Below are 20,870 nucleotides of genomic sequence, written 5' to 3'. Positions count from 1 at the left end.
AATACTATATATTTAACAATCTTACTAAAAAATAACTATATATAGCGCTTATTGCTTATAAAGTTAATAAAATATATATTGTAAGTTAAGAGAATTATTGTTTTGGAAAGTAATTGTGGAAATTGATTAAGCGGGAATAGGTACTGGATTCATGCCCATCTACTGACCCATGAGCGGTTAAAAGATGTATTGGGGCTAATGGATCTGACTGTTTCTTAGAGCGTCATGCCCATGACAGCCTGGAAATTTTTCGTATTGTCGCCATACGCCTTCACCACAACGCCCCCCGTAAATCCGTTGCCGAACCGATAGAGTAAGCCATATTTCTGATAGGTGGCCGGATGGTACCAGAGCGGGCGCATTACATTCCAGCCCATATGGGCCGTAAAGGAAAAATGGCCCTGCCAGAATTCATAGCCAGCCAGCAGGGTGCCTTGCCGGTAGGGTTGGTAGCGACCTGTCCAGCGTTTGATTTGCTCCTTGAAATAGTGATCATCCAGCAACTCGACACCGCCCGACAGCACGTGCGTTCGGGTGAGGTGATAGCCTGCCAGCAGGTTAAGACCGAAGATAGGGTAGGCCTGTTCGGGAGCCTGATCGTTTGCTTCCAGTACTTTGGCTGACCCCAGCCCCAGCACACGGAACATCCAGCGTTTGCCCACGCGGGGCGCACGCCAGGTACGGGTGTCGGGCAGCTTGGTAGAGCCGGTATAGTGCTGAAGACCAAACGATAGCGCGGGAATGTTAAGCCCCTGATTAGGCAGGCGGACACCCGCGTTTGAGATGTGTTTGAAATCGAAACCAGCGAGCAAACGCCAGTGATCGCTCAGGTTATAGCGCGCATACAGCCCCACACCGGTTAATCCGTTTATGGGCGTACCGAAGGCCTTGTTACCCGGGTTTCGGACAATATCATAACTCCGCGATACATAGGTCAGGCCAGCCAGCGCACGAATGGAAAGACCCCACCGCGCCCGATGCACCAGAATAGGCTCGTAGAAAAGACCGGCTCCAATGGACTGACCCAGGGCTACCGGATTGCGAAACGAATACCCATTGACGAACACACCGGATCGGAAAAAGCACTGGCATTGCTCCCACGAGTCCCGACGCATGGACAACCGGCTATAACGCAGCTCGATCCCAACCGGCGTCTGGTCCGACACCGGGCTGATGTGAGTTGCTTTAGTCAAACCCGATAAAGTAATCAGACCTATCTCCCGTTCTTCGGGTTGGGTAACTGCCTGGGCTAATACAGCCAGCAAGGGGAAAAGAACAAAACAAAAGACGAGGAAGAGCCTCAATTGAAACATAAAAAATCTGGTATAGCTACGTTTTTTATTTGCTTCATGTATGAACTATAATAAAATATTAAGTTAGCTTTACAAATAAAAAGAATATTATAAAGATATATATTAAATATATAGTAACATAACGACCGGCATCTTTTTATCTGGCCGTTGAAGCTGGGCGATACTATGGTCCGTATTTATCTTGGTCTTTTACTGGTTTGCGTAGGCCTATCAAACGCCTTTTCTGCTTCGCTCACCCCGCCTGACTCGCTGGTTACCCGTCCTGTGAGGCAGGCGATCAGCTTACAGATTGGCACCACCGGACCAGGTGTTTTTTATAATCGGGAAGTAAGTTCGCTGCATCGGCTGACGTTGCGGGTAGGTGGTCAATACTTCGCGTATCGTAAGTCAATACAAGTCAAAGCGGCTTCAGATTCCTATGTGCAGATCAAACCGGACGTAACGATTGGTATGGCGCAGGCAGCCCTCAAATGGCATCCGTTTCGGCGGAGTTCGTTTTTTCTTACGGGGGGCGTAGGCTACACCTGGCATCCGGACATGCGGTTTGTGATAACGGCAGAGAATACCCTGAATTTCGACGGACTGGAGCTAACCCCTCAGGATGTTGGTACGGTTAACCTGGGCTTCCGATGGCACCCCGTTGTGGGCTACCTGGGATGGGGATTCGGGCGGAGCCTGCCGGACAAGCGACTGGGCGTTGGGGTCGAAATGGGGGTTTTCTATCTGGGAAAACCGCGTGTTTCGCTTGATTATGAAGGTTTTCTGGAAACAACGACCATCGATGATCAGGTAGCCGTTGTCGAAAAGAACCTGTCCGGTTACCGCTATCTGCCGACAATCAATCTAACGCTTTCATACAAAATCAGTCACTGAACGGCTGGCCCTCCCGGTCTGCTTTCACCCTTTTTCCTGTTATGAGCATCCGTTATCTAGTATACAGCCTGCTGATTTTTATGGTCGCTACGGAGGCCTGTCGTAATCCGCTCGATGGGGTAACGATTGGCTTGAAAGATCCCATCCAGGAGGGCGTGGTGGTGAGTCAGTTTTATGACCCGACCGGTAATCCGTTGCCGACCGACAACCAGATAACGATTGTCGGGCCGGATGCTTCGCGGGTGGTAACGACGCTGAACACCAGGCGCTATAAAGTAAATACGGATGGAAACCTGTTGCTGGCTGCTGCGCCGGGAACGGATATTTCGTCTCAAAACCCCTTACGGTTCACCCTCGTTGTCGAATCGAAGGAGTACCTGACGGTTGTGCAGCCGTATGTGCTCTCCGACCCGAAACGACAAACCCGCAGCATCCGGCGGATCAGCCTGCGTAACCCTCCCCGAACCCTCAACGCCGTTCAGCAGGCTGGAAGTGCCAGTACGAGTGGGTCCGTCCCGACGACCTTTGGCCTGACAACCACGCCAAAAACGGGCGAGATTGATCAGGCAACGGTCAGGCTTGAGTCGGGAACCCGGCTTATCGATCGGGAGGGGCAGGCAGTAGGCGGCAACCTGACACTAGCCGTTATGTATACCAATGCCCGTACTGATGAAGCTACGCGTTTCATTCCGGGGGGCGGCATTCTGTCGTCCGTAGCGGGTAGGCGTGGGGCTCCCTTAGGAAACCTGCGGTTTGTGTCGCTGGCTGGGTCGGTAACCTTTCAGCTGTATAATGACGGCTACACGCTGGTCAAAAACCTGTCGCCGTCTGCTCGCTGGACCATGGATGTCAACCCGTCTCTGTATAACGTACCCAAAGGCCGGTCTATCCAGGTTGGTGATTCGATTCCGCTGTTTAGCTACGATGAGCTAACCAGCCGATGGCAGGAAGAGCGGCCCGGTGTGGTCATTCGCAATCCGCAAACGGGGCGGCTGGAGTACCAGGCCGAAGCGGCCTACACGGCGGCCTACGTGGCTGGGTGGACGGAGTCGATTTGTGCAGTAGGGCCGGTCTTCAGGGTTAGCAGCCCGTTGGCGGGTGTCGATGTGAATTACCTCTGCAAAGTAATTGATGTAACGACAGGCCAGCAGGTAAGCGCCTTTTATACCAATGCTAATAATGGGTCGCTCATTTCCATTCGGAACCAGCCGAAAAATCGGAAACTTAAGGTACAGATCTACGACGAGACCGATGCCTGGGGCAAAGGCACGAAAGGAGGATTGATTGCCGAATCGGCACCGGGCTTCACCTGCGATCAATCGCCGGTAACGATCAGTTTGGCCGCTCTGCCTGTACCGCCCGTTATGAAGCTGGAGTTTTCGTTTTCCTGCCCGAATGGCACCCGGCTTGATGAGGCTTCTTTGCCGGCCATGATCATTTCCCAGTACAGTGAGGTTGACCAGAACAACTGGCACGATCTCATAACGGCTACCCGTACCAGTCGGAAAGCAACCTCCTATAAACTGAAGGTAGGCCGTCGCTACGACTTCCGCGCCAGCACCGATGGGGGGGCCACCTGGCCGCTGCGTCAGAATAATTATTTAGTCGACAAGCCCGAATGGACGCTGAAAATCCGGGCAGAAATGTACTGCAAATGAAAATACTGATCCTGCGATTCTCATCCATTGGCGATATCGTGCTGACGACCCCCGTAGTCCGTTGCCTCCGCCAAACCCTGCCCGACGCCGAGATTCATTACTGCACCAAGCGTCAGTATCAGGACCTTGTTGCGCATAACCCATACATCGACAACGTTTTTTACCTGGACGATAGCTTGCCCCAGTTGGTAAGCCAGTTAAAACGGGAACAGTACGATGTTGTTATTGATCTGCACAATAGCCTGCGCACCCGGCTGATCAAGCTTCAGTTAGGAAAACGGGCCTTTACGGTCAACAAGCTTAATCTCCGAAAGTGGCTTTATGTACGGTTCAAAGCCCGCGTGATGCCCCCCGTTCATATCGTTGATCGCTACATGGACACCCTGAAGGCACTGGGCGTGACCAACGACGGGCGGGGACTGGATTATTTTATCGGGCCTACGGAACACGTAGGCCTGAATCAACTACCCTATACCCATCAGTCCGGCTATGTCGCCTATGCCATCGGTGGACAGCACGGCACCAAGCGATTACCCGTAGACCGAATCATTGAGGTTTGCCGTGACATAGGCGGCCCTGTGATGTTGCTGGGCGATGCCCGGGATTATGAGCAGGGTAAACTGGTTCAGCAGGTGTTGGGCAATGAGATCATTTACAATGCCTGCGGCTCGTTCACCATCAATCAGTCGGCATCGCTGGTGAGGCAGGCACAGTCGGTATTTAGTCACGATACCGGACTGATGCACGTCGCGGCAGCGTTCAAAAAACCGATCGTGTCCATTTGGGGCAGCACAACGCCCCAGCTAGGCATGTATCCCTACAAAACGCGTCATGTTGTTGTAGAGAATACGAATTTGAGCTGCCGTCCATGTTCTAAAATAGGGCATGAACAGTGTCCGCTGGGGCACTTTAAATGCATGACTGATCTATCGTTCACGATCAACCCCGACCAAATCTGGGAAAAGGCCAGACAGGACCAGTATTGAAAAATGGATGGCAGGGAACTAGATCGTATCGGTACTTTTCAAGGCCCAATAGATGAGGACTGGCTGAAAAAACAAACGAACAAACCGCTTTCGGTCGGTATCCAGCCCAAAAGCGCTTCGCCTGTTGGTATACTGAGAGATGTTGCCGGGGAAAATAGCGGTGAAAAAGGCAGCGGCTATCTTGCCCGTTGCTTCCTGGTGTTTCTCATCGGTCAACACCAGGCTACTGCCCAATGCGATTTCGGCGATGCCTGAGTACAGAACGGTGTCATCCGTCTTCAGGGGCACCCAATCCGGCACCTGTGCTTTGAAATCTTTTCGGGCAAATGTCAAATGGCTGATACCCGCGAAGATCAACGAACTCCCCAGAATTATCCGGGCTACCTTTTTTGCACGTTTCTCGGTCATCGCTCTGTGTCGTTTATTTGTCTGTTTATATACAGTAAACGGATTCATGTGGTCAAGGTTTAGATGATCGATACGCATGAATAAATCCGCGAATGAACATAAAATTGCAAATTGACCTAAATGAGCGTGAACGCCTGATGCCAATCAGGAGCCAAGTTGCACCGGGTATAAAGTTTAGCTGATCGGAAAATTAAGGGACAAGCAATGACATGTTACGGAGCGGCTGGGCGCGTAAGGCGTCGTACTCAGCCAGGGTAAAAAGGGAGCCCAGCGCAGGCAGATCTTCGGGACGATGGATGTCGCTGCCGATAAAATCGACCCAATTGTTCTTGAGTAATCGAAGTGCCTGAGCGCGCACTTTATTGCCATACCGACCGGTTAGCGAGAGCCAGTTGAGTTGAAATAAGCACCCCATTTCGTGAATACGGGTCAGCGATGCCTCATCATTATGGTAATAGGTATACCGTTCGGGATGGGCCAGCACGGGCGTGTATCCGCGTGTTTGAATGCGAAAAATTATGTCTTCCAACTGTTGGGGAGCCGATGCCCAGCCTGTCTCGATCAACAGATACCGTTCAGCGCCGAAAGTCAACAGATCGTCGTTGTTCAGTAGATCCGGAAAGAATTCATCCAGCATGTACTCTGCGGCTACGTCGATCTGAATCGGTATATTATGGCTATCGGCCAGGGCCTGTAATTGGCGTTTACCCTCCCGAAGGTCAGTGGATGAGTTGGGGTACCAGTCCCGGCTAACGTGGGGTGTCGTGATAATTCGCTGAATGCCCCATGATACCATTTGTTGTAAGCAAGCTATTGATTGTTCAGGGTTTTTTACGCCATCGTCCACACCCGGGAGTAGGTGTGAATGCATATCTACCTGCCAGAAACAAGCGTCATTCCCTGCCTCGATCCCATTGACCGAAGAAGAAATAAACCGTTTCTTAAATCGTTCCCAAACGTTCATAGTTTTTTAATCTCGTCAAAGCTACAAAATCAGGGCCTAACAAAAAATGTGAGTATTGTCACTCATTCACCATCATCCGGCTAATTATTCCTGCAAAATCGGCTTAGGAGACCTGATTTTAGCCCTTTTGAGCTGATTTAAAGTTTTAGTTAATAAGTATCTGTTACATAACTGTGTGTTGATCGATATACGTATTTACATAAGATAAAGTAACCTATAAAGATTAAGTTGTAATAAATAGTTATAAGTACATACGGAATTGGTACATTTTGGGTTGCGTTAGCCGTTATAATTTCAATGATTAATTTTTAATGGTTAGTGACGTGTATCCGTTGGCTTGTTCAGTTGTAGCCTGAACATTCGTACATTTCTGCGGTTCTGGATAGAATAGAGTAATGTTTTTGGACATCTTTTTTATCTGGAATCATGAAGAAATTAGCCACAATAGTGATGTGTCTGGGTGTCGCTATTTCCGCTTCAGGGCAGACAAAATCCGGATCGACGACACCACCGGCGGTTGTTTCGGTGATCGAGGGCGTTAGTGGAAAGCACTTCGAGCCCGATACGGTCTTTGCCGCTTTATCAGAAGAGGATGAGAGCTTGCTGGCGAAGCAGCCTATTGCTAACTGGAGCTTACTTCAGGAATCCGGTAAGTACATTACCTATTCAAATTTGGTTGTTGGCACACGGTCCTATCAGTTGCTCATTGCCAAGGCGCCCCAGGACGAATTCCCCACGGCAACCCTGATGAGGTACACGACGCCTAAATCAAAACCCGACCCAATTGCCCGCGGCATGCTTAAGCCAAAAGAAGAGAAGCCAAAATAACAACTACAGATCGGTTGTTGCGGAATGGCTGTTAACGTTTGAGGGTCAGCTGCGCTATATTTCCGTGTAGCATAGCGACAACATCAGTAACCAGAACCGCTGGCCGCTGGATGAAGCACTGCTCCACCAGCATGGCCGGGTCATCCTCCGAATCTTCATCGGGCGATCGTTTCATCATGGCAATGCCCTCTTCAATATGAGAAAAATAGCACCATTGGGCACCATCCACACTATCGAACCCAATTAGTTCGCCCGCCTGAACATGTTCACCCCGGTTCAACAGATCGGATAAAGGAACAAGCGTTTCGTAAGTCGTCATAGCAGTTTACTTCGTTTATACTGTTTACGCATAACATCCCTGAACAGTTTGATGTATAACCTAAAAAAGCGCCTGACTTCTACAGCCGGACGCTTTTTTAGGTTATACAGATGCCTTTTTACCAAAATTAGTTGGCTAGTAGCTTTATGGCCTGAACCGCTACAGCCGCACCGTATCAAGCCAGACGTTTCTTACTCCTGCTGAGACTCGAAGATAGCCATCGCTTTGTCAATCGTTTCGTCGTCTACGCCATCAATCGTTAGTTCGTTATCGTTCTCTACATTACTAACAATGGTCACCGTAGCCATGTCCAGCGCCGGATTGGCCAGGAATAGCGCAGCCCGAAACCGTTCTTCGATACGACGGTTCAACGCATCGTTGATGTCATGCGTGAGCGCGCTCGCCAGTTGAGCTTCCTCTTTGTTACTGATCATTCGTAAAGGGATTTTTAAAGATAAGTTGAGGTGTTAAAGATAAAAAAACAATGCAACAGCCCCAAGGGTATGCCGCAGTTTTACACCATACCCTACAAAATCTATTACACGGCATCACCGGTATAGTTATTAAAAAAGGCATCCGGTTTGCCAGTTCACACGCAGCCCGATAAGGTAGTCGGGTATGTGAAATCTGACAACCAGAAGCCCGTTACCCTATAAAGGGTCTGTTTAGACCATTTGATAATCGTTGGTTTCGACAGTGGTCGAATCTTCATTCAACTCCTTCAGTACCGCCCGGGCAAATGCCAGTCGATCTGATTTGCGATACTGCTCTATGGTTAATGCACCCGACGGGGCTTGAAACGTTTCATTAACTCGCTGGCAGGCAGCCCATAACGTAGGATGCAACTTGATTTTATTCTGGCGAATGGGTGTATCTGCACCGAACCAGAGATTTTTGATGTTATCTACTGTTGACTTCATTTCAATAGACTATAATATGAAGCCAAACCGGGTGTCCTGATTAATGTTTGAGAATTTTGAGCAATTAACACAACCTTAATCCGCCGACTACTGGCCTGAACTTCTAAATAGACAGTTTAATTTATGTTCTTCCTTTGACGTATAATAAATGCAAAAGGATAAAGGGTAACTAATTTAGTTATCGTTAATAACGCAGCAAAACTACAAAACGTGATAAAAAAGCACAAAAATTTACTAAAAGTTTATTTTGAGGTACAATATTCTGTCTATTTTATATTTTACTTGCCATATATATTGATAGCCATATTATAGAAAATAATAACAAATTTTATGCCTTACTACAGTTATTCCAGCAACTCACTATATTTTATTTGTCAGGCGCCTGGCTATGGAACAATTTGATGACATTGACAATGAGCTGTTTACACCTCCTGCCGATAAAAATGTACCGATCTGGCGCTACATGGATTTCACCCGGTTTGTGTCTTTACTGAATTCCGGAAGTCTTTACCTGACCCGATGTGATCAATTCGATGATCATTTCGAAGGATCGGTCGTGCCGGCGAGTACACTACCCCGGCTGGAGAATCGGCCGGATGAGTTGCTCGACAAAGCGGCCCTTACGCCCAATCAGTTACAGGGTATACTGGCGGGCCTTTGGCGAAAATACCAGCGTCAGTACGTGTTCATCAATTGCTGGCACATCAACAGCCAGGAGTCGGCGGCTTTCTGGCGGTTGTATGGAAAGAAAGACCAGACGATCGCCATTCAAACAACGTATGCAAAGCTTAGGGAGGCACTGCCCGACCGTTTTTATGTTGGGGAGGTAAACTATGTCGATCACCAGACGTACATGAATAACGAGAAAGAGGGTTTCTTCAGTGTTATGTGTAAGCGGAAATCGTTCGCCTACGAACGGGAACTGCGTGTCTGTTACGTCGACTCCTATGAGTTTCAGCAGGATAGTAAAGATCCGAAAGAGTTCTTCTTAGAGGCTAACCCGCGCTTATTCGAAACAGTACCCGTTGATCTGCAAACCCTGATCGACTCGGTTCGGATAGCGCCGGATGCGCCGGCCTGGTTTGTGGAATTGACAAAAGATACCCTTATCCGATTCGGCTATGATCTGCCCGTTTGCCAGTCCCGATTCAATGAATACCCGTTCTATTGAATAGGGGTACCGCGTTGTTGTTGGGGCAATGGTTCATTGGCTAACCGGTTGTTAAGTCCTTATTTTTACGAAAAAGGCTACTTAGGCTTACCTCTTATCGGATGGAAACACCCTAAAAATCAAACGGTACCCATGGGATACCGCTTGAAAGTAAATCTCTATTAAAAAAACATAAGCTCATGCATTAATTTATGTTTGGCTGTTGCCTCAAAATTTACTTTCCGGCTTGTGACCGAAACTATATCTACTCTGTCTAAATGGAAGGTTGAATTAATTTGATGCTTCTTTAAGCCCGGTTGCCTCGATGTGGTCGGGCTTTTTTCTTTGGGCGGGTCAACTGGTTTTCTGCGTCGAATCACGACTGACCTGATCAACCATTTACCTGATTCCAACAACACAATCCTCAAAAAGCCATAACCCGATGTGTCTGACTGCTTTCCTGGGCCAGGTCGATGATACGGGCGAGTTGCCGGATATCGGTGGGCGATACCGACGGCTGGGCGCCATGCACAATCGCTTCGTAAAGGTTATCGTAAAAAGGGGTATAGTTCCCCCGCTCGCTTTCTATTAGTTCAGTTTGCCCGGACCGGTACAGGGTTCCCCATCTGTCCGCCGGCTCGGTGCCCCAGGTGGCCTCCGTTGGCAGCTGATCTATCCGAAGGCGCTCTTCCTGCGCATCCAAACCATGCTTGATAAAGGAACCTTCCGTACCGTGCAGGCTATAGCGAAGTTGATTGTTGTAGACGAGCAGGCTGGATTTCAGCCGGACAACTTTGTCGGCGTACCCCAATTGTATGTCGAAATAATCGTTGATCAGGCTGTTCGGGCGAATGATCCGGATCGTGGCCTCCACGGTATCCGGTTTGCCGAAAAGATGCAGGGCCTGGTCGAGTATATGCGGGCCGAGGTTAAAAAGATTTCCCCGCGCAATGCCGGGTTGCTCTTTCCAGTTCTGCACACTCAGGTTAATGGGGGAGTAGCGATCATAGTGACCTTCATACTCAACCAGCGTACCCAGAGCCCCTTCGGCCAGTAAGCGCTTGATGGTCAGAAAGTCAGAATCCCATCGCCGGTTTTGGTAGGCGGTAGCCAGACAACCCTGCTGCCGGGCCAGTTCCAGAAGCTCACTGGCTTCCTGTTCGGAGGTGGCAAAGGGCTTCTCGACAACCACATGTTTCTTGTGCAGCAACGCCTGACGCGCATAGTTGACGTGGGTATCGTTGGGTGTGCAGATAAAAACCAGATCGATGGCCGGATCGGCAAACAGCTCTTCGGCCGTGGCGACCCATTCAATGGAGGCATCGAAGGCACGAACCGCTTCCGGTCTGCTGCTAGCGATCTTCTTTAACCGAAAACGTGGGTTGACCGATAAAAACGGGGCGTGAAAATACCGTCCCGACAGCCCGAAGCCGACCAAACCAACCTGAATACTAGTAGACATACGAAAAAGAGTAAGAGTCAGGGGCCACACGCGGGCTAGGCCGGTACATCGCAATCGGGGTACGAGTCTGCGCGAACGTGTTAAGGGCAAAGATATAAACAGCACGCTATCAGAAGGCCAACACGCGTTTTATTCCTGAAAATTGGCTTCATGTGAATTCACGACTAAATCGATAGTAGGCTGAATCCGGTAATAAATGAACAAATTATACCCTGATTTATCGGATTAGATGAGCCAATTTTGTTTGTCAATGGAGCGAAGGCGTTTCGTGGTATAAGTAAGAAGAAGATGAGTCGATCCAGAACAATAAGTATAATCGTAGCCTTTGTCGTCATAAACGCTTTGGGTCTGAGCCTTACCGTTGTCAACAACGGCAGTTATAAAAATTCGCTTTATCACCGCTTTACCCGCCAGCGATTTGCCTGGATTGTCAGCGATCCGCTCCCAAAACAGCCCATCCAGGCGGGCTGGGCCCGCGAAGTTTTTCTTCCAACGGCGGCTGCTCAAGAAGGAACGCCGGACTCTGTTCAAACGCGGGTACTGGTGCTGAATAATGGTACCACGCGGGCGGCCATGATTACCGTCGATCTGGTCATGATGCCGCCCTCGGTGGCGCTGGCGCTGGAACAGCGGCTGCCAAAGCTCGGCTTTCTCTGGAAAAACGTTTATCTCGGATGTACGTACGCCCATGCCGGGCTGGGCGGGTGGGCCAGCGATTACATGGGCGAGCGGACCTATGGGCCGTACAATGAACAGCGTGTCAATCAGTTGACGGAGACTATTCTGAAAGCGGTGGCCGCTGCCCAGAAAAACAAAGCGACGGTGCAGATCGGGTACACCCAGTTAGATCTGAAATACCAGAAGCCGCTCCCGACCGAAAGCCGTCAGGCAGGGGCCGATCCGCTTCATCTGCTGCAACTTCGTAAATCGACGGGCGAATCGGCGCTGGTCTATTCGGCCAGTGCTCGCCAGATACCCACTGGTGCAGTCTCCGATGCCCCCCATGACGGCGGGTTTTTTCGTGACCTCACCCAAAAGCTAGACCGGCTGCCGGCCTGTTTTACGCTGGCAATGGTTGGGCCGGTGCAAGCGATAAGCCAGCCCGGTCAGGCGGGCCAGGAGAGCCTGTCGGCCGATCGGATAGCGACTCAGATCGTTACCTTATTGGAGCGCCAGCCGCTCCGTACCGACAGTACTTTAATTGCCCAAACGGTGCCGCTTGTCCAGAATGACCCTCATATTCGCATTAGTCAAAGCTGGCGGTTGAAGCCCTGGCTGGCCAAAGCGCTGTATGGCGACTACCCGGCGGAGTTAAAAGCGTTGCGCATTGGTCGAACGGTGTTTCTGGGATGCCCGGCCGGCGTATCCGTGGAACTGGCCGATGACCTGCTGGCATTGCCCGTTGCCGACCAGCGAAACCTGATCATCACCAGTTTCAATGGCGGAAACATTGGGCAGGTTGTTCCCGACAGGTATTATTTCGACGACAAGAGCCCTTATCCGATTGGCAAGACCAATTTGTTCGGCCCTCACACCGCCGAGTTTTTCGAAGACATGACCCAAAGTCTGGTCAGTAGTCTGAAGTAGCGGACGAGTGCGTAAGTGGACTATGTTATTTATTGGCTTAGTCAGTCCATAAAAATCAGCTGTTTTAAAGACACGCGCCAGTTAATAAGCGACTGGTGCTGGTATAGATACAAGCAGGACAGGCATAGTAGGCGTAAGTAATCCGGTCAATCAGGAAAACTTACGCTATTGTATAAGGCCAGTAAGCAACTAGTGATTAAAGCTTCAGCACTATGCCAAAGAGTAAATTTGGGAGCCAGCTACCGGAACTCTTTGAACGTTCAAGAATTGAGTTGACTATATCATCTGACCTATATCGTAAACCTCCTCCGGTAAAGACCTCTAATCGGGTATGCCCTCCCTGAGTGAGCTGGAAGTCTATACCAGTTTTCAGGTTGATACAATACACCATTCGGTAGTCCATAACTGGCGTATAACCCGTTGACGAAGAGTTATACGTATCGACATATCCCTGTCGTTTCACCATCATATTCGGGCCAACGAAAAAACGGCTTCTCCGACGGGCATTGCCGGAATAAAATCGATAATCCATCTTGATGGCCCAACCCTGACCATTAATTGACCCTAAGCTTTTCCAAAAATAACTACCGTCAATTACTAACGCCTGGCGTGGCGCCGTTCCCATTTCAGCACCCACACGCAGCTCGCCTACCGTGAGTTCAAATGGATATAGTCGAAGAAAAGATGGTGATTTGACCGGGGTGGACGTTAGGGTATCGACTTGTTGCGCAGAAACGGCAGCAAATTGAAGAACCGCAGCAATGGTGCTAAGAATAATGTGTTTTCGCATGGTGTGTGACGGACTATTTTCGTGAATTGATCAGTCAAAACTAGCCGTACACACCTGATATTGAAACGGGGAGTTTATTTCCGGTGGGTTCCGGGTTACTGTCGGATGAAAGAAGGCGGTACAAGGAGATAGGTTTTTAACTATCCAGTCCCATCTTTTTCAGGAAATCGGGTTTTACCCGGCGGGCTACATCGACCTCGCTGCCGTCGATCATGATGAGTGAGCCACCCTCGCCACGGCGGTATTTTGTGATGTAATTCAGGTTGACCAGGTGGGATTTATGGACTTTAAAGAAGTACTCATGATCATCAAGCACCTGTTCGAACTCCGCTAACGAACGCGAAGCCACCAGTTCTTTGCGATTAACAAAGTGCACGGTGGTGTAACTACCCATAGCTTCGATGCGAATGATATCGGCGGTGGCAAAGAGGAGAACGCTTTCCATCGTCGGAATCGGTATTTTCTTTACCCGTTCGCGCTCTTCCCGAATCATTTTCAGGACCTGCTTGAGGTCATCGCTGGGCGCGGGCTGGTTTTGTTGCAACTGATTTTCCAGTACTTCACTATGCCGTTCAATTAACTCCTGGTTTTCTTCCAGCCGTTTCAGGGCCAGTTCCTGCGCCTGATTAATGCTGGAACGTAATACATTTATTCGGTCAAGCAGGGCAAATGTCAGTAAGGTGGCCTGGCAAACGGCGCCAATCTGGTATCCGTAGTAGGTGAGGGTATGATCGAAGGAAATCACGTTGAACAGCGTCAGGATCAGCAGCAGAATCTCAACAATGTAGAATCCCCAACCCAGTAAGTAAAAGCGTGCCGGCCGGAAACCCCGACGGTAGAGCCACACACCCACGCCTAAAAAAGACAGGAATGTGATCAGGACAATGAGGTTGAACACCATTTCGGCTTGCTGAACGCCCAAACTTTTAGCAATGACAACGGCAATGGCCAGGGCGGCCACCGCCCGGTAGGCCCGGGCCAGATGAGGATGAACGGCGGGTATATTCAGAAATGAAACCGAGAAGGCAATGCTGGTGAGCAGGGTGAAAAGCCGGATAAGGCTGGAGTTGATCCCATTGTTCATATAGGGCATATCCTGCCAGAGGAGATCGAACAGATACCCTTCAAAGGTGAGCAGCGTGAGGGCTGAAAAGACCACGTGCAGGGTATAAAGCAGGAATGTACGGTCGTTGAGGGACACATACATAAAAAAACTGAACAGGGCAATCAGCGTCATAACGCCCACCACAAAGGCGTTGATCATCGTTTCGCGGTATATTTTGTGCATCACCGGCCGAATGGTTCCCAGCTTTATTGGCAACACCAGCCCGTTCATATCTTTGAGGGCAATATAAAGCTGCCTGGGTTCCCGGCCCAGATTCAGGGTAATGCTGTTAATGCCAAAGTAGCGGTTTGAGAACGGACGCAGTACACCCGTTTCCAGAAAGTAAGTAGTGTCCCTGCCAACAACATAGGCGTCGACATAATCGACATCCTGCGCTTCCAGAATGGCATAGAGGGGTTCATGGGTTTGATTCCGGATATCCCATTTAAGCCAGATCCGGGAGGGGGTGAAGCCTAAATTAATGACCTTATTCAAGCTGGGCTTAAAGTAACTGTCGGGCAGCTGGCTGGCCTGAATATGAGTGAGCCTGTTGGTGGTATCCTCGAAATATCGGGCCTTGGCTCCCATCTCAACTAAGTCATTACCGATGTGATACGAAACCGCCGGTTGAGCCTGGCAAGGTCCTGAACCCAACAGCCAGAAAAGCAAAAGTAAAGTTGTACTGTTAGTGAATACTAGCTGTTTAAAAGTCACTTTATATGTGTCCTGATGGCGGGATATGATTTTGTAATGCTAACGATTGCTGTCAGAAATTACAAGTGAACCGCCTGATAAACGATGATATATAGGATAATAAGTAAAATAATCTATGTAAGTGTACTAATGGAAGAATTTCTGCTAAACTATTTATGTAAAAGTGGTTACAAGTTGCGTGAATGATTTTACTATATTGCAAAAATTCCCAACGGTTAGAAGAAACGTATAGCGAAGTTTATGAATTAGTAGCCATTAATGCCAATAAGCGACATATGGCCTATGCACGGTTTTCACGCACTGCATTACAAGTAAAATGGCTCACTTTTTGTATATATGTTATTAAATATATTATACCGTTAGTAACTTATGGGATTGTATTCTATGAAACGTAAAAATTACCTCATAGAGGAAGAAAATTCTACGATTGCGCTGGAAATATCTGTGAATGGTCGCATCGAGCAAGGGTATGAACCGATAGGTGGCATAGGATTTGATAAGCTGAACGGCCGATATCTACAGGCGTTGTATCTGCCGGAAAGGCTCCAGACTACGCCCGTGGATGTGTATAGATCAAGAGAAACCAAATAAAAAAATTCTGTATTGCGTTTATTGGCTTTAAAGGGCCAATACATACCTCGTTACTTCCAGGTACTTCCCTGATTTACGCTAAATTGAGCTTTTGGGCTTCTATATATAAAAAATAGACTTACTTTTGCCAATAAGGCTTTATGGTGTAATGGATAGCATCACAGTCTTCGGAACTGTTGGTTGGGGTTCGAGTCCCTATAAGGCCATTTTTTTAATCAAATGCGCTGGCAACCTTGCCATTGATGGCATGCCCAATTCGTTGATACCCTGTCTGGCGGGGCATCCGGCATGTAAAACTCCGTAAGTTCACGAGTCGATTTTGATTTCCTGCAGTATCACTGTAAGAAAAGTGAGCCGTATTGCTCTCAGGCGCTGACCATATACCTGGTAAATGAGTTAGACCTGTCCACTCGATGAGCAGACCGGTTCGCTTTGATGGCTGGACCCGTCTGCACTGGTGGTGGCGCAGGCGAAAAAGGTGAACCATAAAATTACCGCACTTCCCATTCATGCGTACCAGCCGCAACGGCGTTGATCTTCCAGAAATTACCCTCGGGGGTTGCCTTGACCGGCTTGCCGTTTTCCAATACCTGACTTTTCGCCTTTTTACGGGGCAGATATACGACACTGCTGGTATTGGCGGGTAGGGTAGCGCGCAAAATAAAACGCGCTGCTGTGTTCTCAAATGATACCGTAACAGGCCCGCGTAGGGTAGCCAGCTGCAGGGAGGCCTGCCGCAGGGTATCCGGCTGGGGCTTTATCTGGATGGTCTCAAAGGCAGGCGTCAGGGCCTCAACGCCCATTAGTTTTCGAACGATAATGTTTGCCGGTGCCGCGCCCCAGGCGTGGTTCCAGTCCTGATTGGGCTTGTAACGGGTATCCCAGGCTTCGGTGGTCATGGTGGAGCCGGTGCGGATCATGTTGTACCAGCTTCGCTCATCGGTAGAGGTCATCAGCGCCAGCGCGTAAGCTCCCTCGTTGGCGTTGTACAGCGCATCGAGCAAAAACTGTGACCCATATACGCTGCAGGCCATCCCCCGCGACCGCATGTGAGCCAGCACCCTGGCCTGTACCTTTTCAGGGACCAGACCAAAGGCCAGTGCCATCATGTTGGCATGAAGGGAGGCATGGTCCGTACCTTCGCCATCGTGCACCAGTCCGGTCTTGGGATCAATAAACGTGGCCTGGAAAGCTTTCTTAACGAGATTGGCGCGGTTGGTGTACAAGGTGGCGTCGTCGGTTTTACCCAGTCGATGGGCCAGTTGTGCCATGAAGGCCAGCCCCTGGTAATGAAAGGCGTTGACAACGGCATTGTAATCCGTAAAGACAAAGCCGTCTGTTTCACCGGCTTCTTTCTTGCCAAGTCCCAAAACGCCCTGCTGCGGCCAGTCGACAATGTCCTGAATGGTGGGCCGACCGTCGAAGGTATCGTAATGAATGGATTTTTTGAACTCCGGGGTTTGCAGCCCTGTCCGGGTGCTGATGAGGCCGTCGGCACGGGCGAGGGGTAGCAGAAGTTTTGCCTTTAGTTCGGGGTAAAGGGCCTCTACGGTGCGCGAATCGCCTGAGTAAAGGTAGTCGTACCAAGCGATCAGCACGTTTTGCAGCGACCATTCGGTAGGCCAGGTCGCGTGAAAAACGAGGTAGTTCAGCGACCGTTTGGCCATGTTGTATTCGGCATCGGTGGCGTAGTGCGATAACTGGTTGAGCAGCGCGTCGGCTTCGTACGGAATCCGTTCACGGTCACCATCCACGTAATAACCCGTAAATGTTGTCGCTTTGATGGTATGCTTGCAGATCTCCCAAACCTGGTTGAGGGTGCTGTCCGAACTGGTGAACGTGGTGGCCGCATCATCGAACGGGTAGGTGACGACCTGACGAACCACCTGCTCGACGCGACTGGTCGGGGCCAGCTCCAGTTCGACATAGCGAAAGGGTAATACTTCGCCGATGTAGTCGGGCATCAGAATGGCTTTGGGGCCGGTATTGCGCTTGTCAGGTTTGAACTGAATGGCGTAGCGGTGCGTCCCTTTTTGCAGCAGAACCGGAATCTGTCGGTACCGGAGCGTGCCCGATGGTTGCCGGTTTATGTGCCCGTCGGCCGTCACCGCTTCTCCAAGGTGTACCCGCAGCGTACCGGCGTCGGTTGGGTTGGCAACGGTTATAAACACCTGTCCGAAGGCATCTTTCCCAAAATCATAGACGACTTGCCCTCCGGCCAGTGTCCGCTGTGAACGGGGAACTTCTTCCGTTTTGACCAGCGGGTAAAACGGCGTTTCGTAGTCCGACAGCTGTCTGGCTGTCCGGAACAGTTTGGGCTGGGAGAACTCGCTTTCGGTGTTCTGGTTGTTCCAGATCTTCACCCGCCACGCGTAAATCCGGTTGGTATCCAGTTTCTGGGTGGCAGGCAACGGAACCCCCACGCTCTGGCTGCTCATTACTTTGCCCGAATCCCAGATGTCGCCCTGACTGCTGAAGCTGTTTTTTCGGGACGACGACAGGATAAGTCGGTAGGCTGTTTGGCGGGTGGTTTTTCCGTCAGTCGGCACTACCCAGCTAAACGACGGTCGGCGGCTTCGGATAAGGGCCAGCTGTCCGGCAAATCTGGCCGAATCGGCTCCGTCGAGCGTATAGTTCGTTAAAAAGCCATTGCTCCACACCTTGTCGGTATGGAGCAATAGATCGGTCCGTAAGGTCGTGGGAGCCGTTTGGGCAACGGCTGTCAGGCTGGCCGCCAGTAGACCAAAGAAGAAAACGTAGCGCATGAAATCGGGTTGTTAGCGTAAATCCACACTATGGTCGTGCGGAAAGTCTTCGCCACTCCATATCTTTTGCGCACTCCATTTTGCCGGGGCATCGGCCCAAAAAGGGTCGGACGGTGGCAAACCAAGTGGCAGAAAGATCGTTGAGGCAATGTACAGGCTTCCCTGATTGTTGTAAAAATCAGCCAGATCGGGTTGCGAACCGTACAAGCCAATGGTAAGCCAGCCATTCTGATAAGTAGAAGGACTTTCGAGCGTTTTTTTAATCACGGCTGTCAATGCACAGCGTACCTGAGCGGGTTTTAGTGATTCGGGCAGGGCTTTGCGCCACGCCATATCGGCCAGATGCTGGAAAACGGCTCCACGGTAGACCAGCGATCGTCCGGTAGCGGGATAGGTGCCGTCGGTGTTGATGAGCCGCTCCTGAATAACGGCATACCGTTCGTTCCGCTTCCTGATTTTAGCGATCATGGCATTGTATGTATTGGTCTTTGTACTGACGATGTCGGTAATTGTTGCCAGATAGGGGTGCATGACGTAGCTGTTGTAGTAATCATAAGCGTAGGAGGGGCCGTCGGAATACATGCCATCGCCTACATACCACTGTTCGAGTTGCTGGAGCGCATAATCGACGCGCATGGGGTCCCAGTCGTAGCCGTATTTGCAGAAAAAGGCTTCGGTCATGGCCGAGAACAGCAGCCAGTTGGAAAATACCGGCTTGAACTGGCGGGTCGTTCTCAGGGCTTTCACCAGCCGTTCGCGGTCGGTTGGGTTCAGGTTTTCCCACAGCCAGGGTGCCCGCACAAAAGCGCAGGCAATGTAGGACGCGTCGACCAGCTGCTGCCCGCCGAGGTTAAAGTACATGTAGTCTTTCGCCGTCGAGTCGAGCGCATTCGAGAGGCCCTTGAGGACCCATTGCCGGTACTGGTTCCGCAGCGTTACCTCGTCGGGGCTGCCACCTTCGCCCTGTAGCCAGGGCGCTATGCCGCTGAGAACCCGGCCCAGCACTTCTACATACTGGACTTGCAGGCGGTGCTCCCGGTTGTCGATTCGTTTGGAGGTTACCCTGGGCATCACAATGCGGAGGCTGTCGTGGGCCAGATTGTAAATAACCGGCCTGACCATTTTGTCCATCTCGGCCAGCCAGAACACCCGATCGTTAACCGGTTTTGGTTTCGCAGCTATTTTTTTCTTTTGCGCGAGGACGTTGTGGCTGAATAGGGTGATGAGCAGGAGGAAGAAGACGGAGCGTAGATTCATTGTTCAGATTGTGGCACGGAGAAGATTACTTTTTACGCACAAACCGGTGCATTTCGCAGCTGGCGAGCAGAAAAGCCCCAACGCCGAAGTTGGTGGTTGAGTTGGCGTCGACAACCTGGCCGGGGATGGCCTTTTCACCGATGGGTTGTACATAGCCAATTTTTCCGTCGGGCTGAAGAGCCGTGGTGGTGAGGTAATGCCAGCCTTTCAGGGCCGCGGGCAGATACTTTTTTTCGTTTAGGTAGCCGTTGTTGATGCCCCAGAGGAGGCCGTAGGTGAAGAAGGCGGTGCCGCTGGTTTCGGGGCCGGGGGCATGAGCCGGGTCCAGAAGGCTGCGCGTCCAGTAGCCCTCTGGCTGCTGCGATTTCAGTAGGGCATCGGCGAGGCCTTTGTATTTGGCAATGTATTCCTGACGGTGCGGGTCATTCTTCGGCAGGTCCTTCAGGACTTTCGCCAGACCGGCAAACACCCAGCCATCGCCCCTGGCCCAGAAATCCTTTTTCCCATTCACGCTTTTATGTTTGGGAAATACATACTTCGCGTCGCGGTAATACAGCTTCTCGTCGGCATCGTACATGATGCTGTTGGCGTAGGTGAAGTACTCGTGCAGCTTGTCCAGGTACTGTTTGTTGCCCGTTACATTATACAGCTTGGTCATCACGGGCATCACCATGTACAGCCCGTCGGCCCACCACCAGTAGTCGTTGTTGGGCGTACTCATTTCGTACGCCATCACCTCGTTGGCGCGGGCAATTTTGCGCGCGTCGGGCTTGAGGTTGTAGAGGTCGATATAGGTCTGGAAGCAGATTTGCCAGTCGCCGAACAGCACGTATTCGTCAGTTTCGCCGTAGCTGTATTTCCAGGTCGATGTATCCGTGGCTTTGGCACCCATCCAGTCATTGTGTTCGGCCCACGCTTCCGAATACTGGCGGTAGGCTTCGTTTTTTGTCAGCGCATAAGCCTCCATGTTGCCGGTATGATAAGCGGCATTGTCCCAGAAGGCCCGCCCGTGGGTGGGGTGCGTCGATTGCCAGTAGTCGTTTACCCGCTGAATTGTGTTGAGGACGTCCGGAGCCGACGGCCGTTGCTGAGCGAAAAGCCCCGTACTGCTGAGCAGCAGGATAAGCGTGTATTTGGTGAGTGTCATGGGTAGTCAGGGGCTTGGAATGGTATCGGGATG

At 50.6% G+C, this 20,870-nt stretch carries 19 protein-coding genes and 1 tRNA gene; 8 read left to right on the top strand and 12 right to left on the bottom strand.

Features of this window, described 5'->3' with window-relative positions:
- Positions 1-215: 215 nt before the first annotated feature.
- A complete protein-coding gene (locus ACYVK4_RS08390; protein ID WP_461127043.1) occupies positions 216-1,265 on the bottom strand; it encodes an acyloxyacyl hydrolase in 1,050 nt (349 codons plus the stop codon).
- A gap of 213 nt (positions 1,266-1,478) precedes the next feature.
- Here ACYVK4_RS08390 and ACYVK4_RS08385 point away from each other — a divergent pair, with 213 nt between their 5' ends.
- Genes ACYVK4_RS08385 through ACYVK4_RS08375 form a run of 3 tightly spaced genes read left to right on the top strand, consistent with a single transcriptional unit; the run spans position 1,479 to position 4,830 of the window.
- On the top strand, positions 1,479-2,186 hold the full coding sequence (locus ACYVK4_RS08385) for a hypothetical protein (RefSeq protein ID WP_461127042.1): 708 nt from the start codon (positions 1,479-1,481) through the stop codon (positions 2,184-2,186).
- Positions 2,187-2,227: 41 nt separating this feature from the next.
- Positions 2,228-3,844, top strand: coding sequence for a hypothetical protein (locus tag ACYVK4_RS08380; protein ID WP_461127041.1), 1,617 nt, complete (start codon positions 2,228-2,230; stop codon positions 3,842-3,844).
- Complete coding sequence (locus ACYVK4_RS08375; RefSeq protein ID WP_461127040.1) at positions 3,841-4,830, top strand: glycosyltransferase family 9 protein; 990 nt, start codon at positions 3,841-3,843, stop codon at positions 4,828-4,830. The genes ACYVK4_RS08380 and ACYVK4_RS08375 overlap by 4 nt, the downstream gene beginning before the upstream one ends.
- 18 nt (positions 4,831-4,848) lie before the next feature.
- Here ACYVK4_RS08375 and ACYVK4_RS08370 read toward each other — a convergent pair whose 3' ends face one another.
- Positions 4,849-5,238 carry a DoxX family protein gene (locus tag ACYVK4_RS08370; protein WP_461127039.1) on the bottom strand — a complete coding sequence of 130 codons (390 nt, stop codon included), beginning with the start codon at positions 5,236-5,238 and terminating at the stop codon, positions 4,849-4,851.
- 190 nt (positions 5,239-5,428) lie between these two features.
- Positions 5,429-6,202, bottom strand: a complete 774-nt coding sequence (locus ACYVK4_RS08365) for a tyrosine-protein phosphatase (protein WP_461127038.1) — start codon at positions 6,200-6,202, stop codon at positions 5,429-5,431.
- Between the two features lie 426 nt (positions 6,203-6,628).
- Here ACYVK4_RS08365 and ACYVK4_RS08360 point away from each other — a divergent pair, with 426 nt between their 5' ends.
- The gene (locus tag ACYVK4_RS08360) at positions 6,629-7,030 is read left to right on the top strand and encodes a hypothetical protein (protein ID WP_461127037.1); all 402 of its coding nucleotides are present in this window, start codon (positions 6,629-6,631) and stop codon (positions 7,028-7,030) included.
- Between the two features lie 31 nt (positions 7,031-7,061).
- Here ACYVK4_RS08360 and ACYVK4_RS08355 read toward each other — a convergent pair whose 3' ends face one another.
- The 3 genes from ACYVK4_RS08355 to ACYVK4_RS08345 all read right to left on the bottom strand — a co-directional run bounded on the left by ACYVK4_RS08355 (position 7,062) and on the right by ACYVK4_RS08345 (position 8,269).
- The gene (locus ACYVK4_RS08355) at positions 7,062-7,349 is read right to left on the bottom strand and encodes a hypothetical protein (RefSeq protein WP_461127036.1); all 288 of its coding nucleotides are present in this window, start codon (positions 7,347-7,349) and stop codon (positions 7,062-7,064) included.
- A 191-nt stretch (positions 7,350-7,540) separates the two neighbouring features.
- Positions 7,541-7,783 (bottom strand): hypothetical protein, encoded by a 243-nt coding sequence (locus tag ACYVK4_RS08350; RefSeq protein ID WP_461127035.1) that lies wholly within the window; start codon positions 7,781-7,783, stop codon positions 7,541-7,543.
- Positions 7,784-8,014: 231 nt separating this feature from the next.
- Positions 8,015-8,269 carry a hypothetical protein gene (locus ACYVK4_RS08345; protein ID WP_461127034.1) on the bottom strand — a complete coding sequence of 85 codons (255 nt, stop codon included), beginning with the start codon at positions 8,267-8,269 and terminating at the stop codon, positions 8,015-8,017.
- A 388-nt stretch (positions 8,270-8,657) separates the two neighbouring features.
- On the opposite strand from ACYVK4_RS08345, the gene ACYVK4_RS08340 reads away from it, so the two are divergent.
- Entirely contained in the window at positions 8,658-9,440 is a 783-nt protein-coding gene (locus ACYVK4_RS08340) for a hypothetical protein (RefSeq protein ID WP_461127033.1), read from the top strand.
- 403 nt (positions 9,441-9,843) lie between these two features.
- Here ACYVK4_RS08340 and ACYVK4_RS08335 read toward each other — a convergent pair whose 3' ends face one another.
- Positions 9,844-10,881: a Gfo/Idh/MocA family oxidoreductase gene (locus ACYVK4_RS08335; protein ID WP_461127032.1), complete on the bottom strand. Its 1,038-nt coding sequence runs from the start codon at positions 10,879-10,881 to the stop codon at positions 9,844-9,846.
- Between the two features lie 288 nt (positions 10,882-11,169).
- Here ACYVK4_RS08335 and ACYVK4_RS08330 point away from each other — a divergent pair, with 288 nt between their 5' ends.
- Positions 11,170-12,468 (top strand): neutral/alkaline non-lysosomal ceramidase N-terminal domain-containing protein, encoded by a 1,299-nt coding sequence (locus ACYVK4_RS08330; protein WP_461127031.1) that lies wholly within the window; start codon positions 11,170-11,172, stop codon positions 12,466-12,468.
- A gap of 196 nt (positions 12,469-12,664) precedes the next feature.
- Here ACYVK4_RS08330 and ACYVK4_RS08325 read toward each other — a convergent pair whose 3' ends face one another.
- Positions 12,665-13,258, bottom strand: coding sequence for a hypothetical protein (locus ACYVK4_RS08325; protein ID WP_461127030.1), 594 nt, complete (start codon positions 13,256-13,258; stop codon positions 12,665-12,667).
- A 136-nt stretch (positions 13,259-13,394) separates the two neighbouring features.
- Positions 13,395-15,032, bottom strand: a complete 1,638-nt coding sequence (locus tag ACYVK4_RS08320) for a 7TM diverse intracellular signaling domain-containing protein (RefSeq protein WP_461127029.1) — start codon at positions 15,030-15,032, stop codon at positions 13,395-13,397.
- A 429-nt stretch (positions 15,033-15,461) separates the two neighbouring features.
- On the opposite strand from ACYVK4_RS08320, the gene ACYVK4_RS08315 reads away from it, so the two are divergent.
- Both ACYVK4_RS08315 and ACYVK4_RS08310 read left to right on the top strand, forming a co-directional pair.
- Positions 15,462-15,668 (top strand): hypothetical protein, encoded by a 207-nt coding sequence (locus tag ACYVK4_RS08315; protein ID WP_461127028.1) that lies wholly within the window; start codon positions 15,462-15,464, stop codon positions 15,666-15,668.
- A 134-nt stretch (positions 15,669-15,802) separates the two neighbouring features.
- Positions 15,803-15,874 (top strand) — tRNA-Arg (locus ACYVK4_RS08310).
- Positions 15,875-16,159: 285 nt separating this feature from the next.
- Here ACYVK4_RS08310 and ACYVK4_RS08305 read toward each other — a convergent pair.
- Genes ACYVK4_RS08305 through ACYVK4_RS08295 form a run of 3 tightly spaced genes read right to left on the bottom strand, consistent with a single transcriptional unit; the run spans position 16,160 to position 20,837 of the window.
- Positions 16,160-18,433, bottom strand: coding sequence for an alpha-L-rhamnosidase-related protein (locus tag ACYVK4_RS08305; protein ID WP_461127027.1), 2,274 nt, complete (start codon positions 18,431-18,433; stop codon positions 16,160-16,162).
- A 12-nt stretch (positions 18,434-18,445) separates the two neighbouring features.
- Positions 18,446-19,690 carry a DUF2264 domain-containing protein gene (locus ACYVK4_RS08300; protein ID WP_461127026.1) on the bottom strand — a complete coding sequence of 415 codons (1,245 nt, stop codon included), beginning with the start codon at positions 19,688-19,690 and terminating at the stop codon, positions 18,446-18,448.
- A 25-nt stretch (positions 19,691-19,715) separates the two neighbouring features.
- Positions 19,716-20,837, bottom strand: coding sequence for a glycoside hydrolase family 88/105 protein (locus tag ACYVK4_RS08295; RefSeq protein WP_461127025.1), 1,122 nt, complete (start codon positions 20,835-20,837; stop codon positions 19,716-19,718).
- Between the last annotated feature and the right edge of the window lie 33 nt (positions 20,838-20,870).

The sequence above is a fragment of the Spirosoma aerophilum genome (genome assembly GCF_054782495.1).
This window is presented reverse-complemented; position numbering and strand designations above follow the sequence as displayed.